Here is a 16613-nt window from a genome sequence, read left to right as displayed (position 1 = left end):
CTAACAACCTCTTTTATTTTGCAGTACCATATTTAACTTGAATATTTTCTGCTTTGTTGAGCAACTTATCCATCTCTCCACTCTTTTGTAGCTTTTCAATTGTCTTATTAACTTTCTTCATCAACTTCTTATCACCTTTACGTCCAGCAACGTTAATGTAACTTTGTGATTTAGGTGTATTTAACTTAACTTTAGCAATGGCGTACTTATCTGGATAGGTTTTGAGGTAGTTATCTGCAATTTCACTTTCAACTACCACGCCATCCAATTTCCCTGCTTGCAATTCGGTGGTGAGACTAGTTACCATTCCTTCAGTAACAATATTACCTTTCGTTTGCTTTTTGGCAATTTGTTCTTGAGTTGAAGATTGTTGCGCACCAATTTGCATCCCCTTGGTGGAAGCAATCGTGTTATATTTGTTAGCATCCGATTTCTTAACTAACAGATAATTCTTAACAGTGTAATAGCTCTTTGAAAATGATACTTGTTTCTTTCGTTCTGGCGTAGATGTCATTCCAGAAAGAATCAGATCTACTTTGTTACCTTTTAAATCAGATATAAGTGATGAGAATTCTGTGTTTTCAATTTTCAATTTAACACCCATCTCATCGGCAATTTTTTGCGCGATCAGCATATCATACCCAGTAATTTGTTTTTTACCATCTTTGACAATTGGAAATTCAAATGGTGCATAATCAGCACTTGTACCAACAACTAAGGTCTTTTTATCTTGAATCTTCTTAACACTATTGTCGGCACTCTTGTTGCCACATCCTGCTAATCCAATGGAAAGGACCATCACTAATCCTAGAGCGACTAACCAACTTTTCTTAATTATTTTTTCCATGCGATTTCCTCCGTTATATATGCATTTAAATTCAATAAATATCACAAAATATGCAAATTAATCACAATATTCATTTTATTAGTGTATATTTTTGCATTTATTTTATGTTGAATACATCTTAAATGATATTTAAACAAAAATCAACAAAAAAATGAATCTTTTTGCATAAAAATTCTAAAACACGGTTAAATTAGGGTATTTATTGAATATTTTCTTAATGAAAGTAATAAAAAAGCTTGTGAACGATAAGTTCACAAGCTTTTTTCAGTGCCGACTAGAGGATTCGAACCTCCGACCCCCTGTTTACAAGACAGATGCTCTGCCAACTGAGCTAAGTCGGCATTAATTATGCGGATGAAGGGATTCGAACCCCCACATCACAAGGATACTAGAACCTAAATCTAGCGCGTCTGCCAGTTCCGCCACATCCGCAAATATAATGTCTATTTATTTCTATTCTCCATATTAATATGGAATGGAGGATACAGGGCTCGAACCTGTGACCCTCTGCTTGTAAGGCAGACGCTCTCCCAACTGAGCTAATCCTCCAAATGACAATTAATAACCTTTAAAACAACTATTTAACTTTATCATCAGGTTTTTTAATTGTCAACAATCAATTGGTGCTATATCAAGCGTTTTTAATGAATTGATAATTCACTGAGTCGCTCATCAACTGCTGCTAAAACCGCATCAGCTGCACTGGCATCTTCGACGAAATTAAATTCATCCCCATTGATCGTCATTTTAGGGCTTTGATCATACGCATCATACCAATCCATGTACCTTTGATTTAAATTATGATAATACTCATACAAGCTAGGATCATTTTCAATTTGTTCAAATGAGCGACCACGTTTTTTGATTCTTTCTAACATTGTCTCAAATGACACTTGAATATGAATCAACAAGTCTGGTGCTTTTTGATGTGGTTCATTGGGTAATTCTTCCATCATATTTTTCAAAAGAGAATCATAAATGGATACTTCTGTATCAGTCGCGCGGCCTAAGTCAGCATTTAAATGAAATAATAAAGAATCCTCAAAAATGGACCGATCAAGGACATCTGTATCATTAGCAAATGATTGTTTTATTTCATCCAATCGTTTGTTTAAAAAGTAAATTTGCAATAGAAAAGCATATTTCTTGGGATCTTGATAAAACAATGGCAAAATTTCGTTGTCATCGACTGACTCATAAAATGCTTTACTGCCCAAATGGTCAGCTAATAATTTGGTAAAACTGGTTTTTCCAGCGCCAATCGTTCCTGATAAAACAATCATTTGATTTCCCCCACTACTTGAGTTAACTTTGAACGTCCAAAAAATATTGTACCATCTGGAAGCTCTGAAATAAATTACTGATGTATTACAAAATAAAAATGATAGTTGTGTGGCTGGCAACTACCATTTTCATTCTTGTTTTAGTTTTTTTGCTCGTAGCTTTCTCCGCGGGTTCTTGGTGTTAGATCCACATCCTCCAGTGCAATAACGTGTGTTTTATACCTGATTTTGTAGTATAAAAATAAAATTACAAACAAAGGAATACTCATATAAGTAATTCCAATTGCTTGCCAATCCATTTTCGCAAATGCACCAAGATCTTGTCCCACAATAACAAGTATACATAAGAACAAAGCAAATAGTGGGCCAAATGGAAACAGCGCGGCCTTATAATGCAGTTCCGAAAGAGAATGTCCTTGTCTAATGAATGCTTTTCTAAATCGATAATGAGAAATAGCAATTCCGAGCCAAGCAATAAAGCCAGTCAATCCGCTAGCTGCAATCAAAAATTGATAAATTTGTGGTCCGAAGATACCCGTTAAAAATGTAAATGCACCGATAATAGTTGTTCCAATTAAAGCAAAAAAGGGAATTCCTCGAACATTGGTAATACCAAATATTTTAGGCGCGTAACCTTCCAGTGAAAGTGAATAAAGCATTCTTGTTGATGCATACATCCCCGAATTTGCAGCTGAAATGACAGACGTTAAAATAACAGCATTCATCACACTAGCAGCAGCAGCCAAACCTGCTCTTTTAAATACTAATGTGAACGGACTAATAGCAATGTCTGTTGCTGATGATCCAAGTAAATATTTACTTGTATAAGGTAATACACAAGCAATGACAAAAATTGCTAGGATATAAAATAATAAAATTCGCCAGAATGTTGAGTGAATAGCTTTAGGAATGCTCTTTTCCGGCGTTTCTGATTCTCCAGCTGTGATACCAATCAACTCAGTTCCTTGAAAAGAAAATCCAGCAACTACAAAAACACTTAAAATTGGTGGAATTCCACCAACAAATGGAGCTGACTTTAAAGTCAGATTATGGAAGCCAATGGCTGATCCGCCTAAAATTCCAACGATTGTTAGTAAACCAACAGCTAAAAAGATAATAACAGTTACAACTTTAATAATTGCCATCCAGTATTCAGCTTCCCCAAACGTACTAACAGACAGAGCGTTAATTGCAAAAACAAACAACATGGCAATCGCGCTAAATATCCATCCCGGAATATGTGGTAACCAAAAATTCATCACAATACCAGCAGTTGTTACGTCAACAGCAATAGTAATAGCCCAGTTAAACCAGTAGTTCCACCCCATTGCAAACCCAAATGCTGGATCCACAAATTTTGTTGAATATGCCGCAAATGACCCAGTCAATGGCATGTATGTAGCCATTTCACCTAAACTCGTCATTAAAAAATATACCATGATACCGATGCCAATATAGGCAACTAAGGCTCCACCAGGTCCAGCCGTCGAAATTGCAGATCCACTAGCTACAAACAATCCAGTTCCAATAGACCCTCCTAATGCAATCATTGACAAATGTCTTGTTTTCAATGATCGCTTAACGTCGTGGTGCTCTTGCACTTGCTCTTTTTCCATATACTTTACCCCTACCTATATTTTATTCATCAAGTCGCGCTATAATTAAACATTTTTTATTTTAGTCATAAAAAAAGATCTTTTTGTTTAATCACGCTAAACAAAAAGACCCCATTAATTATTCGGTCAAATCGTTGATAGCGCCCCGCAGTTCTGCAACTGCGACAGTCTCTAGCTTGTTCAACTAGAGCCCAACAAATTAAAGAAATAAGCTTTAATTCATTTCGGCACGCCACCCTTTTTAATTTACTACGATGCTTATTCATCTAGTAAAAAATACTAATGAGTCGTGCAACCTCTTCTTCGATGTACCTGTAAATTATACACTATCTATTTGAAACGACAACCATTATACCAATTCTTTTAAAAAATCATTTTATTTTCGAAAAATGTAAAATTATCAATCCATCTTCTTTTTTTTCGATCACAAAGTTTATTTTTTTCAAAACCTTTAAAGATTGTATGTTGCTTATTTCAGTTTGCGCGTATATTTTTAAATAATGGGTACTTGAAAGAACTTCTGGTAGTAATATTTTCAATGCATCGGGCATAATATGTTTGCCCCATTGATCTGGCCGTAAGCAGTATCCTAATTCCAAAGCACTACTCGATACAATACCTTCCTTTTCGTACCAGGGATAAAATCCGATCATTCCTATTAGATCATTTTTATGAAAAATAACGTAAATTAAAGGGTTATTCATCCAGAGTTGAAAAATGACAGCTCGTTCTGCGGGATTATTGGGTAACGAAATTTTTGCCATTTTTTTCATTTTTTCATCTTGAAATAATAAACTCAATTTTTCAAAGTGAACAACGCTTAACTTTTTTAAGTTAAAATTATTTTTTTTATATTCTGTATGCACTATAATTAACCTCAATGAATTTTTTAAGGAGTATCAACATGAAAGTTATTCAGCAGAATTTATCAAATAGTAACTACACGACAACAGCAACACTTACTGGTTATATTAAAGAACCCGATGCTCATGCTCACCAAACCGCTCTTCCAGCTCTAATTTTTGTACCTGGTGGTTCTTATACCCATATCCCTGAGCAGCAAGCGGAAAGCATTGCGTTGGCTTTTAGTGCTTCAGGTTACCAGGTATTTATTCTTAAGTATAGTTTTACGGGTGAAAAAGAACCACTACTGCCTGCACCTTTGATTGAATTAGCACTCAGCTTTCAATTAATTCAATCCAATAGTGAAGAATGGTTTATTAATCAACAAAAAATCGCTACAATGGGCTTTTCAGTAGGCGGACACATTGTCGCACTTTTTAATGATTATTGGAGCAGTCAGTGGCTTAATACGCTAAGCCACACTAATGCGGAAATTATTAAACCTGCTGCAGTAATCTTAGGTTACCCAGTAATTGATTTCAACTTAGGATTTCCAAACGATTCAAAAAAAATTGCTAGTTGGACCAATGATACTGAAAAAATGGCTGCTGATCATCACGTTTCTGAAATGAACGTCCCTACTTTTGTTTGGGTTACTGAAGATGATCCGTTAGTTCCTTCTGAAAATGCACTTGCGTACGTCAACGCACTTTCGCAAAATCATGTACCTTATGAATATCATGTTTTTGCACACGGACCTCATGGGTTGGCACTTGCTGACGAGCGGACGGCATGGAATCCAGATTCAGATAATTCTCATGTCGCACATTGGTTTCAACTGGCAACGGAATGGTTAAAAACAGTACTTTAAATAATCACAAATCAAAAAGGAAACGACTCAGCCTACTGCTGTCTCGTTCCCTTTTATTATTGTTCGTCCGGCATGACAATAGCAGCAACAATATACAGCAACACACCCGGAACAAATGCTGTAAAAAGTGTAATAGCTGAGTATCCAATGCGTACCAACGTTTTGTCCCATCCTAAATATTGTGCAAATCCACCTAACACTCCCGAAAGTATTTTTTCGCTTGATTTTGTAAGATTCATACTTCTTTGCTCCATTCTGATTTTAAATAATTGAATTAGATAAAAATGTCCACCGTTTAAAAATAGGGGCCAGAAAAACATACAGCCAGGAAGTCACTTGCAGCCACGTATACGCAAGTAACATGGCACCAATAACATCACTAGGATAATGAGCAAATAAATATACCCTTGAGATTGCTAAAACAATCAAATAAATTACTAATAAAATCTGGCAAACAATTCGCCCTAATCGATGTTTAATATTTGGGATTACAAATATAAATAAAATAGCAATGATTAGGAACATTCCAAACACGTGACCACTAGGAAAACTGAATCCATCATCACCAGATAAATGTTGAACTGGTCGGGCTCGTTTAACAATATCTTTCACAACATAAGCAACAATGTCACCACTACCAAGTGTTAAAATTGCCCACAGAGCTGGAATCTTATATTTGAAGCCCCATAGAAAAAAAGCAATTATCAACACGTATACAATTGCTAATTTTGGTTCACCTAGAAAAGTAACTAGTGACATTAGCATGGTCTTAAGAGGTGTTTGAGTTGACGTAAAAAATCCTTGTAATAACGAATCAGCCAATTGAAATGCCACAGAATTAGCAATAATCAAGATCATAATCACCGCAAAAATAATGCCAGTAATCAAAAATCGCTTTATCCGCCCAGAATCTTGTTCAATATACATAATTGTTCCTCCAAAATTTGATCATTTTTAGTATAGCATACTCATTTAAATTTAATTTGGCGTTTCAATAGGACTCGTCGGATTGATTGGGAAATTTGATGGTATAATTCGCCTAAAACAAATCCCATCGCAATCGATCCTGCAATTACAACTACTTGAACGAAAAAAGACCAAGCTAATTGACTATTGCCAATAGCAAAATTTCGAATCATTTGATAGGCCTGCCCCCCCGGGACAAAGGACACTAAACTCGGTATATTAAAAATAACCATGGGCGACTTTTTAAATTGGGCAGCATACACACTTAAAATATTAATGAGTAACGCAGCAAATAAATTACCAAATGCTATTCCAACACCCAATTGTGAAATTATGCAGTAAAAAACCCATGACGTTGCACCAATCAATCCCGAAATATTAAACGAGTTGCGGGGTATATTCATTATGATACCAAAGCAAATTGTAGCGACATATGCCATTACGCCTTGCAACAACAGTGTAATTATATTCATTGTTTTTCTCCTATTATCTTATCACTTATATAAAGTTCAAAACACAAACAATCGCACTACCAATTGCAACTGTTGACAGCAAAGCTTCAAATGCTCTTGCTGGACCGCTGATTAAATTCCCTGTAACTAAATCGCGAACGGCATTCGTGATTGGCACTCCGGGAACCAATGGCATAATGGCACCAATAATAATATTGTCAAATGATGCCCCTATATGAAGATCTACAAAAATGGCCGCTAATATTCCAATACATAAAGAAGCAATAAATTCACTTAAAAATTGCACTTTAAAATATCGATTAAAATAGCTTAAAATGGCATACCCTATTCCACCTGCAATGAAACCGGCAGGCGCGTCGACATAATCTTTTGTAAAAACAATTAATAAAACTGCACTAAGCATCGCAGCGGCCAACAACCGTAGCCAAATTGGAAAACTAAGAGCTTCATCAACCGTTTCTAGTTTTGTTATTAACTCATCTAAATCAATTTGATTTTGTGCAAACGATCGCGAAAGAGAATTCACCATGGTTACTTTTTGCAAATCAATTGTTCGACGTGTGATGCTAACCACCTGAGCATTTGGATAGTTATCAACAGACATTACTACCCCAGTTACTGTCATAAAAATTTGAGGGGATTTAATTCCAGCATTATATGCAATTCGCTGCATTGTATCCAAAACACGCGACATTTCTGATCCATTTTCGATTAATATTCTTCCCGCTAATAAGCAGGCATTAATAACCTTAGTTTGTGAACTCATGGCGGTTTTCTCCTTCAGTATGTAATCTGAAACATTATGTACCAAAAAGTGGTCAATTGGCAACCATATTTGGGCGAATTTCACTAAAAATAAAAAAAGCTTCAGTGAATACTCACTGAAGCCAAATCAAGGAATGATTTAATTATTGTTTGTTAACGTTAACGGCTTGTGGTCCACGGTCGCTTTCTTCAACGTCGAAAGTAACTGCTTGACCTTCGTCAAGAGTCTTGAAACCGTCGCCTTGGATAGCTGAGAAATGTACGAATACATCGTTGCCATCTTCGCGAGTAATAAAACCAAAACCTTTATCTGCGTTAAACCATTTAACTGTTCCTTGTTCCATGTTGGAAATCCTCCTGTGCAAATTGCACGTCAATATTTATTTGTAATTCATGTTTCGGTGCAAATTGGGGATATTTCAAGCAATGAAACGATCGGACCAAAATTACCTTTTACCTAAACTACAAGAATTAATATAACATAGATTCAATAAAAATGATATCAATTTAAAGATTTATTTACGATTTATCACTTCGTATGAAAATATTGTGGGCCGCTTTGTAAGAAACGTTTAGTTGCTGATGGTCATCTTGTCTGATAATTTGAATTGGTCCTTCAAACGGCACATGTTCAATAATCTTCACCTTATCATTCACATTGAGCCCAATTTCGTGCAAGTACGTCAATAATTCATGATTATCAATAAACCGCTCAATTATCACGTGTTGACCATCTTCACCTTGCGCTAATGAGAGATGACTGATATCTTCAAAATGACCATTTTTATCTGGAATGACACCACCATGAGGGCAATATTTGGGGTGTTGTAAAAAGTCATCTAAGGCATTGATAAGCCGCTCACTAGTTTGATGTTCCAAAACCTCTGCTTCAGGATGTACATCTGGTAAATCATACTTTAATTTGTTAACTAAAAAATCTTCCCACAAACGATGTTTTCTCACTAATTGTGTAGCAACCTGAAGGCCAGCATCCGTTAATGAAATCCCAGCATATGGTTCGTGAACCACCAATTTTTCTTCTACTAATTTAGTGACCATTTCGGTAACAGAGCCCGCTGCCACCCCTAAACTTAAAGCAATTTCTTTATTAGCAACCTTACGCTGTACGCCACCCAATTCAAAAATGATTTTTAAATAATCTTCTTTCATTGGCGTCATCAACTTCACCTCGAACAATTCAATAATTTTTTTTGTCTGATAATATTACTAATATTTCTTTAAATCACATTGCATTCGAATAATCGATAGCATATCATAACAGTTAAGAATTCGGAATGCCTAAAAATATTTTTTGCATTACTTTTAAATTTAATTTTACACTTTGATTCATTAGAAAGGAAATTTTTATGCACTCAACTGAAGTTTCTGGCAAACGATTTACATGGGTTACCATCCTCAATTTACTCATCACCATCTTTGAAATCGTTGGTGGCCTAATATCTGGAAGCTTAGCGCTGTTATCAGATGCCTTCCATAACTTGGGGGACTCGATCTCAATTTTAATGGGATATGTTGCCCAAGTAATCGGCAAGAGGCCTGAAAGCCAATCTTCAACATTCGGTTACAAAAGAGCCGAAATTATTTCCGCTTTTTTGAATGCCCTATTTTTAATCGTTATTTCTGTTTTCCTGATTGTTGAAGCAATTAAACGACTGAATCATCCACAAACGATTGACGGCCCAATTATGCTTGTGGTAGCTGTAATAGGTCTATTGGCTAATTTTGTTTCTGCCATTCTCTTACGTTCTGGCAGTCACTCTAATTTAAATATCAGGGCCACTTACCTTCATATACTAAGTGATGCGCTATCGTCTGTGGGTGTTATCATTGGCGGCTTAATTATCACATTTACTAAGATTACCTGGGTAGACCCAGTAATTACCATTTTGGTCGCAATTTATATTTGTTTTGAGGCCTATCCAATTATCGTTAAAGCTGTCAAAATTTTGATGCAATCATCACCTAATATTGACTATAGTATGATCTGCCAAGATTTACGTGAAATACCCGGGATTGTTTCTGTTCATCATATTCATGCGTGGATGATGGATGAAAATCAAATTGTTTTTTCCATGCATATCAATGTTTCTGATATGTTGATTAGCGACCTTGAGCCTATTTACACCACTATTGAAGATCTGTTAAAAGATAAATACCATATCAATCATGTTACTATTCAAGCAGAGGTCCAACGTGGGCTTGATGAGCAGTTATTTAATATTGATGGCCATCGCCGTCAAGATCATCCTGAATCACATTAAAAAGAACAATCTCGTGACGAGATTGTTCTTTTTTATCTAACTTCTGAGATTAGAATAGTTGACCGACATAATAGTGAATAAACATTGTTAAAAAACCGATCAAAATGTTACGAATAATTGCAGTTCTTACGAGCCCATTTCCAAGTTTAGAACTGATAAATCCGGTTAAACCAACAGAAAACGTAACCGCGATAATTGTCGCAAACATTTTCCATCCTGCCGGGGCCAACGTCATGGCAAATAATGGAAAGATACCTCCTGATGCTGCAGAAAACATTGACGAAAAGGCAGCATCCCATGGATTTAAATAATGGCCCAATTCAATCCCATACTTAATTTTCACAACTGTTTCTAATGGTTTCTTTTCCAATAAATCATTAGCAATTTTTAGTGACGTAGCTTCAGAAACCCCTTCATTAACATAATAATCCTTCACAGCTTCTACTTCACTGGCAAAATCTGTTTTTAATAACCGCTGTTCTTTGGCAACAGCTGCTTTTTCAGTATCTTTTTGCGTACTAACAGATGCATATTCACCAGAAGCCATTGAAAAGGCACAAGCTAATAAATCTGATAATCCAGCAATAAAAATGGTAAATTGGTTGGTAGTCGCCGCTGCAACACTAAATAGCACACCGACAACGGTTAAAATACCATCATTAGATCCTAAAACACCTGCTCGTAAGGTGTTTAATTTTTCTTCTAGTGTTTTTTTGGATTGTTTTTTTTGTTTGCTAACATCCATAATATGACCTCACTTATGCAAATAATCTCCCAATTAAAAAGGTAACAATCATCGTTAATAATCCAGCAATCACATTACGTAAAACAGATTGTCGTCGATTAGAATCTCCTAACACAGCGGCAAAATACCCCGTTAATGATAAGCCAATGACTACGGCAATGATGGTTGCAACGACCTTAATTTTTTCAGGGAAAAAGGTGATCGAAACCAACGGTAAAATTGAACCAGTTGGAAAGGAAATCATCGAGGCAATAGCCGCTTCATAGGGGCTCGTAAATTCATGAATGCTAAATCCATATCGTTCCCTGACGGTAGCAGATAATGCATCCTTGCCCATCAATTCAGAAGTGGCGTCCTGAGCTAATTCAGGTGCAATTTCCTGATCTAAAAACCGCTGTTTAACAATGTTAAACTCTTCTTGATAATTTTCTTTCAATCGCGCTTGTTGCGTGATAATTGCCATTTTTTGTGAATCTTTTTGGGTACTGACTGAAACGTATTCGCCCATTGCCATTGAAATCGTACCAGCGAGCATTCCGGCTAAGCCAGAAATCAAAATCGCAAAGTTGTTACTATTAGCGCCTGCCACACCAACAACGATACCAGCAACCGATAAGATACCATCATTGGCACCCATCACACTTGCTCGTAAAACATTAATTCGTTGTGCCAGCGAAGATTGCTTTTTCATCATGTCATCTCCACGTACTAGTTTAGAATGATTACAATATAGAATTATACATCTTTTTTTTGATAAATCAACTTTTCCTGATGCTTTTTTTATTCAATTTAAAACGGATACTAGTAACAATTTTAAGTTACCAGCATCCGTTTTTTTAATCATTATTAATCGCGAATGATTGTGACTGAAATACCTGCATTTTTGGCCATATATGACGCTTGAGAACCAAATAATTTACGGCTATCCGATTTGCCAACTGATCCTACAACCAGTAAATCAGCGTGAAATTCAGGTAAAACATGGTTAATAATTCGTTCAGCCGGTTTGGCACCTTCGTCAATGATGGCCGTTATTTTTTGTGGATCAATCCCGTAGGCAATGGCTGCTTCCACATATTCATTAACCCGGGCTTCGAGTTGTTCGTGTGTGCTATGAATATAGTCTTTAGTCAATGCTTGATACACGTTAACGTCACCGGTCTCGAGAACTGACACAATCCCAATTTCAGACCCGTCTCGTTTTGCCTTATCGACCGCATAGTTAAAGGCTGCACGTGCGTCTGGTGCATCATCAACTCCCACTAAAATTTTATGAAATTCTTTTGGTTTAATTTCAATTGCCACGATGATTACCCTTCTTTCATTTCTTGTGCTTGATGCAATTCTAATCTTTTATTCCCTCGATATAAGTCTACAATTGCCCAGGTTAATAATGCAAGTACGGCGACCATCAATCCGTAGGCAATACCATTAGCCAGTTGAATCTCAGTTGCACTAGGTTTGGCACCAAAGAAACCTTGAATTGCGGCTGGCAAGCCAATCAAATTTAAAATCGTCAATGCAATCACCGAAAGCCAACCAAACACTTTAACAAGAAACGAATTTTTAAACCGTTCACCCATTTCTGCCTTACTATTGGTCATCATCAATAGCGGCAACATTGAAAACGGCAACGCAAATGCTAAGAACACTTGTGAATTATTCATTAAATTATTCAGCGCTGTATGTTCAGCAATGTCACTTTTACCACTTGTCATGACAACACAAATTAAAACCGGAATCACCGAAATAAGACGGGTCACCAAACGACGTAGCCACAGTGGCATTCTCATGTGAACAAAGCCTTCCATAATGACTTGACCTGAAAGTGTTCCTGTAATTGTCGAATTTTGACCGGAAGCTAATAACGCCACTGCAAATAAAATTGACAAAATTCCAGAATGAGCCACAGCAATTAATGTACCATTGCTTAAAGTCGATGTATCAGACAATGCTTGATACAAACCAAAGAACGATGGATCTTTAACGGCTCCTGATTTAAACACAGCAACACCCATAATCAAGAGCAGTGAGTTAACAAAAAATGCACAAGTTAACTGAATATTTGAATCCCAAGCTGAGAACTTGACTGCAGTGGCCACGTCTTCTTCGTCATCATGATCAATTTCACGTGTTTGTGAAATAGCAGAATGGAGGTATAAATTATGAGGCATCACCGTTGCACCAATAATGCCGAGTGCTCCAGATAATGGTGTATCTCCACCAATTTTGGGTGTTGAAGCAAATGTCTGACCAGTTGGTACTAATCCGGCAAAAACACCACCCCAATCAGGATCTGATAACGCTACTTGATAAACAAATACTAGTAGAATTACCAATATCAGACAAACCACAATTGCTTCAATTTTACGAAAACCAATCTTCGTCAATAATAACAATAACAACACATCAAAGACTGTAATAAATACAGCAACAACTAGTGGAATATTAAATAATAAATATAAGGCAATCGCTGCCCCAATAACTTCGGCAATATCCGTTGCCATAATTGCTAATTCCGTCAAAATCCAAAGAACAATCCCAAGCGTTTTACTCGTTCGTGCACGAATTGCTTGGGCTAAATCCATTTGTTCGACTATACCAAGTTTAGCTGCCATGTATTGCAAGAGCATCGCAATCAAACTTGACAAGAGGATTACTGACATCAATAAGTACTGAAAATTTTGACCACCTGTAATTGAGGTCGACCAGTTGCCGGGATCCATATAACCCACAGCTACTAAAGCACCTGGACCTGAATAAGCAAGTAATGTGCGCCAAAACCCCTTTCCTTTTGGTACCTTCACCGTTCCATTAATTTCTTCAAGTGAAGGACCATTCGCATATTCAATCAATTTGTGCTTCTTTTGTGCACCAATGCCATCCATGATCAAACTTCCTTTCTATTCAATTTTTATTCAAGTACTATGATACATCAAGTTAAAGAATTGTAAATATATTTTTTGGTATCCCTAACAAAATTAAAGTGTGAGTTACTGTTAACATGCCATTCATAAAAAAATCAAACTTCTTTAATTTCATCTTTACATTGGCAAATCGCTTGTAATGATTGACATCTGGCTTTCACAAAAAAATCACAATTCCTATCTTTAACATTCGGACAATCTTATCGTTAGACAACAAATTTAGATGCGAATATGATGAAGATAATGACATATTAATAAAAGTTAAAGGGGCCGATCATATGAAAACAGTCAGTGTTATCATTCCAGTCAAAAACAATGCACTTGCTCTCTCGCACCTACTTACCGACCTAAAAAAACAAACATATGCCAAAATCGAAGTTATTTTAATCGATAATAATTCTTTTGATCGTTCTTATCACCAAATGGTTGCTTTTAAAAAATTAAGCGGTCGTCCCACTATCATTATTCAAAACCGAATGAAACAAAATCAGTATCATTCATATAATCAAGGTATTGAACAGGCTCATGGTGACTTCATTATGTTTTTAACTGCGAACCAGAGATTATATCCACAGTATATTGCCAAGCTAGTTGCTAAAAAAGAAACTGAACATGTTACAGTTGCCGGATACAGATCAGCTAACCAAACACATATTCAAAAAGATAACTTATTGCCATTATTCCTGCAAAATCAGTTACCATCCTCTGTTCATAATTTACTCATCGATACAAATCTCATCAAAGAAAGCCGCTTTCTGCCTAACTTAAATCATGCGAGTCAGTTAGAATTTTTGGCTCAACTGTATCAAAAAATAAACCGAGTTGTCTTTTTATACCATGATCATCCGATGAACACCGTACCGGACGCATTAAATATGCTTCAAGCTGTTCAGATTATTGAAGCCAACATTGATCCAGTCAAATACGAATCGTACTTATGGCAATTTAAACATGCCAAGTTAGTGAATGTGTATCAGTTACTGCATCATTTACCACAGCGTCATAAATTCCTTTTCCAAGCTGAACTTAAAGCAGTTAAGCAAGAATTAAGTGCATTAGAAAAAAATTGCCTGTCGTTTTCAAGTAGCAAACGCATGAAAAGCTGGATCAATCGTCGATTCAATCTATCCTTTACGGTTTATCCTGAATTGCAAGTTGCAGAATAATAAAAAAGCCGAAATTCATTATCGAATTTCGGTTTTTAATTTAATTAGTTTGTGCTTCTTTAACTTCTTTTCGTGGTGCTTCATTGGTGTCGCCGTTGATAATTGTGACCATCGGAATAATCACAGGGCGGCGACCCGTTTGTGCGTATAATAGCTTTTGCAAACGACTCACAATAGTTCGATTAATTGAGCGTTCATCTACTTTTTTACGGTTTTTAAAGGTATTCAAAATGGCCCAAAAAACTTCGTGATTAGCTGCTTTGATTAATTCTTGTGATTCATGCATGTATACGAAGCCACGTGAGACAATGTCTGGGCCTGCTACAATCTGATGATCTTTCAAATCAACCACCGCAATCGCCGTTACAACACCTTCTTCAGAGAGCAATCGGCGTTCGCGAATTTCAGGATTACCGACACTGTCGTTAACATCCCGACCATCGATATACACGTCGCCGGCATCGATATGATCAGCCACACGCGCAGTATCTTTTGTTAAGGCCAAGACATCCCCATTAGCTAAAATAAAACTATTACTCAATGGCACACCTGTCATTTCGGCTAGCTTAGAGTGAATTTTTTGCATCCGATATTCACCATGAACTGGTGCAAAAAACTTAGGTTTCATTAACCGGAGCATGAATTCTTCATCTATTTGACCACCATGACCAGATGTATGGATATTATTCACATAACCATGAATGACATCAGCGCCAGCTTCATCCAATTTGTTAATCAATTGGTTAACACTCACGGTATTACCAGGAATAGGGTTACTTGAAAAGACAACCGTGTCCCCTGGTTGAATCGTAATTTGGCGATGCGTTCCCGCAGCAATTCGACTGAGGGCAGCCATTGGCTCACCTTGCGAACCGGTACACATAATCATAACTTTTTCTGGCGGATAAGAATTGATTTCATTTGGATCAATTAATGAATCCTCAGGAATATTTAAATAGCCCAACTGCTGTCCAGCAGCGATGGCATTTTCCATACTGCGACCGACAACCGCAATCATACGTCCTTGTTTAATCGCTTCATCAGAAGCTTCACGCAGACGATAAACGTTTGACGCAAATGAGGCGAAGATAATTCGCCCATCAATTCGTTCGAACACACGGCGAATATGCACGTCAACCCATTGTTCTGATTTAGTAAATTCAGGACGTTCGGCATTCGTACTATCAGAGGTTAATAGTAAAACACCATCATCCCCTAATTTAGCCATTTTTTGCAAGTTAGGCGCTGGTAAGCCACCAACTGGTGTTAAGTCAAACTTGAAATCTCCAGTTTGAATAATGGTTCCTTGTGGTGTGTGAACAGCAATCCCTAACGTATCTGGAATTGAGTGCGTGGTTCTAAAGAAGGTTACTGATAATTTTTTAAACTTCAAAACAGTATCTTCATCAACTTCATGCAATTCTGCCGATCTTAACAAGTGTTTTTCTTCAAGCTTGCCCTTAATCAAAGACAAAGCAAATGGTCCTGAATAAATCGGTGCTTTAACTTGTTGCAAGAAAAATGGCAATCCACCAATATGATCTTCGTGGCCGTGAGTCACGACAATGGCCTTAATTTTTTCTTGATTTTCTACTAAGTATGAATAGTCCTGAATAACATAGTCCACACCTAATAATTCATCTTCAGGGAATAAAACCCCACAGTCAATCACAATAATTTCATCTTGAAATTGAACACAGTACATGTTCTTCCCAATTTCGCCTAAGCCACCCATCGCATAAAAAGCGACCTCGTTGTTTCTAATTTTCAATTTGCGCATAGTTTCAGTTCTTTCCTTTTCTAATTTTATGTATTGTAAAAAGATATAC

General features: G+C 36.7%; 18 protein-coding genes, 3 tRNA genes and 1 riboswitch. Of the genes, 3 read left to right on the top strand and 18 right to left on the bottom strand.

What is annotated here, in order from left to right; genetic code table 11:
• Positions 1-13: 13 nt before the first annotated feature.
• The 7 genes from ACYVQZ_RS03275 to ACYVQZ_RS03245 form a co-directional block, all read right to left on the bottom strand.
• Positions 14-847, bottom strand: coding sequence for a transporter substrate-binding domain-containing protein (locus ACYVQZ_RS03275; RefSeq protein ID WP_461239962.1), 834 nt, complete (start codon positions 845-847; stop codon positions 14-16).
• 268 nt (positions 848-1115) lie between these two features.
• Positions 1116-1188, bottom strand: a tRNA-Thr gene (locus tag ACYVQZ_RS03270).
• A gap of 8 nt (positions 1189-1196) precedes the next feature.
• Positions 1197-1279: transfer RNA gene (locus ACYVQZ_RS03265), tRNA-Leu, on the bottom strand.
• 44 nt (positions 1280-1323) lie between these two features.
• Positions 1324-1396, bottom strand: a tRNA-Val gene (locus tag ACYVQZ_RS03260).
• 92 nt (positions 1397-1488) lie between these two features.
• Positions 1489-2130, bottom strand: coding sequence for a deoxynucleoside kinase (locus ACYVQZ_RS03255; protein WP_461239961.1), 642 nt, complete (start codon positions 2128-2130; stop codon positions 1489-1491).
• 140 nt (positions 2131-2270) lie between these two features.
• Positions 2271-3746 carry an amino acid permease gene (locus ACYVQZ_RS03250; protein WP_461239960.1) on the bottom strand — a complete coding sequence of 492 codons (1476 nt, stop codon included), beginning with the start codon at positions 3744-3746 and terminating at the stop codon, positions 2271-2273.
• A gap of 130 nt (positions 3747-3876) precedes the next feature.
• Positions 3877-4055: riboswitch (Lysine riboswitch) on the bottom strand.
• Between the two features lie 62 nt (positions 4056-4117).
• Positions 4118-4612: a GNAT family N-acetyltransferase gene (locus ACYVQZ_RS03245; protein WP_461239959.1), complete on the bottom strand. Its 495-nt coding sequence runs from the start codon at positions 4610-4612 to the stop codon at positions 4118-4120.
• A 38-nt stretch (positions 4613-4650) separates the two neighbouring features.
• Between ACYVQZ_RS03245 and ACYVQZ_RS03240 the strand changes: the two genes are divergently transcribed.
• Complete coding sequence (locus ACYVQZ_RS03240; protein WP_461239958.1) at positions 4651-5460, top strand: lp_1002 family arylesterase; 810 nt, start codon at positions 4651-4653, stop codon at positions 5458-5460.
• Positions 5461-5516: 56 nt separating this feature from the next.
• Here the strand turns inward: ACYVQZ_RS03240 and ACYVQZ_RS03235 are convergent, their stop codons facing one another.
• The 6 genes from ACYVQZ_RS03235 to ACYVQZ_RS03210 form a co-directional block, all read right to left on the bottom strand.
• Positions 5517-5699 carry a PspC domain-containing protein gene (locus ACYVQZ_RS03235; protein ID WP_461239957.1) on the bottom strand — a complete coding sequence of 61 codons (183 nt, stop codon included), beginning with the start codon at positions 5697-5699 and terminating at the stop codon, positions 5517-5519.
• A gap of 22 nt (positions 5700-5721) precedes the next feature.
• Positions 5722-6387: a phosphatase PAP2 family protein gene (locus ACYVQZ_RS03230; RefSeq protein WP_461239956.1), complete on the bottom strand. Its 666-nt coding sequence runs from the start codon at positions 6385-6387 to the stop codon at positions 5722-5724.
• Positions 6388-6428: 41 nt separating this feature from the next.
• A complete protein-coding gene (locus tag ACYVQZ_RS03225; protein ID WP_461239955.1) occupies positions 6429-6899 on the bottom strand; it encodes a threonine/serine exporter family protein in 471 nt (156 codons plus the stop codon).
• Positions 6900-6924: 25 nt separating this feature from the next.
• Positions 6925-7665 (bottom strand): threonine/serine exporter family protein, encoded by a 741-nt coding sequence (locus tag ACYVQZ_RS03220; protein ID WP_461239954.1) that lies wholly within the window; start codon positions 7663-7665, stop codon positions 6925-6927.
• Between the two features lie 142 nt (positions 7666-7807).
• Complete coding sequence (locus ACYVQZ_RS03215) at positions 7808-8008, bottom strand: cold-shock protein (RefSeq protein WP_461239953.1); 201 nt, start codon at positions 8006-8008, stop codon at positions 7808-7810.
• A gap of 175 nt (positions 8009-8183) precedes the next feature.
• A complete protein-coding gene (locus ACYVQZ_RS03210) occupies positions 8184-8843 on the bottom strand; it encodes a metal-dependent transcriptional regulator (RefSeq protein WP_461239952.1) in 660 nt (219 codons plus the stop codon).
• A gap of 188 nt (positions 8844-9031) precedes the next feature.
• Here ACYVQZ_RS03210 and ACYVQZ_RS03205 point away from each other — a divergent pair, with 188 nt between their 5' ends.
• Complete coding sequence (locus ACYVQZ_RS03205; RefSeq protein ID WP_461239951.1) at positions 9032-9946, top strand: cation diffusion facilitator family transporter; 915 nt, start codon at positions 9032-9034, stop codon at positions 9944-9946.
• Between the two features lie 49 nt (positions 9947-9995).
• Here ACYVQZ_RS03205 and ACYVQZ_RS03200 read toward each other — a convergent pair whose 3' ends face one another.
• The 4 genes from ACYVQZ_RS03200 to ACYVQZ_RS03185 form a co-directional block, all read right to left on the bottom strand.
• Positions 9996-10691, bottom strand: a complete 696-nt coding sequence (locus tag ACYVQZ_RS03200) for a VIT1/CCC1 transporter family protein (protein ID WP_461239950.1) — start codon at positions 10689-10691, stop codon at positions 9996-9998.
• Positions 10692-10704: 13 nt separating this feature from the next.
• Positions 10705-11385, bottom strand: a complete 681-nt coding sequence (locus tag ACYVQZ_RS03195; protein WP_461239949.1) for a VIT1/CCC1 transporter family protein — start codon at positions 11383-11385, stop codon at positions 10705-10707.
• A 152-nt stretch (positions 11386-11537) separates the two neighbouring features.
• On the bottom strand, positions 11538-11996 hold the full coding sequence (locus tag ACYVQZ_RS03190; protein WP_461239948.1) for a universal stress protein: 459 nt from the start codon (positions 11994-11996) through the stop codon (positions 11538-11540).
• 5 nt (positions 11997-12001) lie between these two features.
• Entirely contained in the window at positions 12002-13579 is a 1578-nt protein-coding gene (locus ACYVQZ_RS03185) for an Nramp family divalent metal transporter (RefSeq protein WP_461239947.1), read from the bottom strand.
• Positions 13580-13896: 317 nt separating this feature from the next.
• Between ACYVQZ_RS03185 and ACYVQZ_RS03180 the strand changes: the two genes are divergently transcribed.
• The gene (locus tag ACYVQZ_RS03180; RefSeq protein WP_461239946.1) at positions 13897-14784 is read left to right on the top strand and encodes a glycosyltransferase family 2 protein; all 888 of its coding nucleotides are present in this window, start codon (positions 13897-13899) and stop codon (positions 14782-14784) included.
• A 40-nt stretch (positions 14785-14824) separates the two neighbouring features.
• Here ACYVQZ_RS03180 and rnjA read toward each other — a convergent pair whose 3' ends face one another.
• Positions 14825-16564: a ribonuclease J1 gene (rnjA, locus tag ACYVQZ_RS03175; protein WP_461239945.1), complete on the bottom strand. Its 1740-nt coding sequence runs from the start codon at positions 16562-16564 to the stop codon at positions 14825-14827.
• Positions 16565-16613: the final 49 nt, after the last annotated feature.

It is taken from the genome of Paucilactobacillus salsurae, from assembly GCF_054784995.1.
This window is presented reverse-complemented; position numbering and strand designations above follow the sequence as displayed.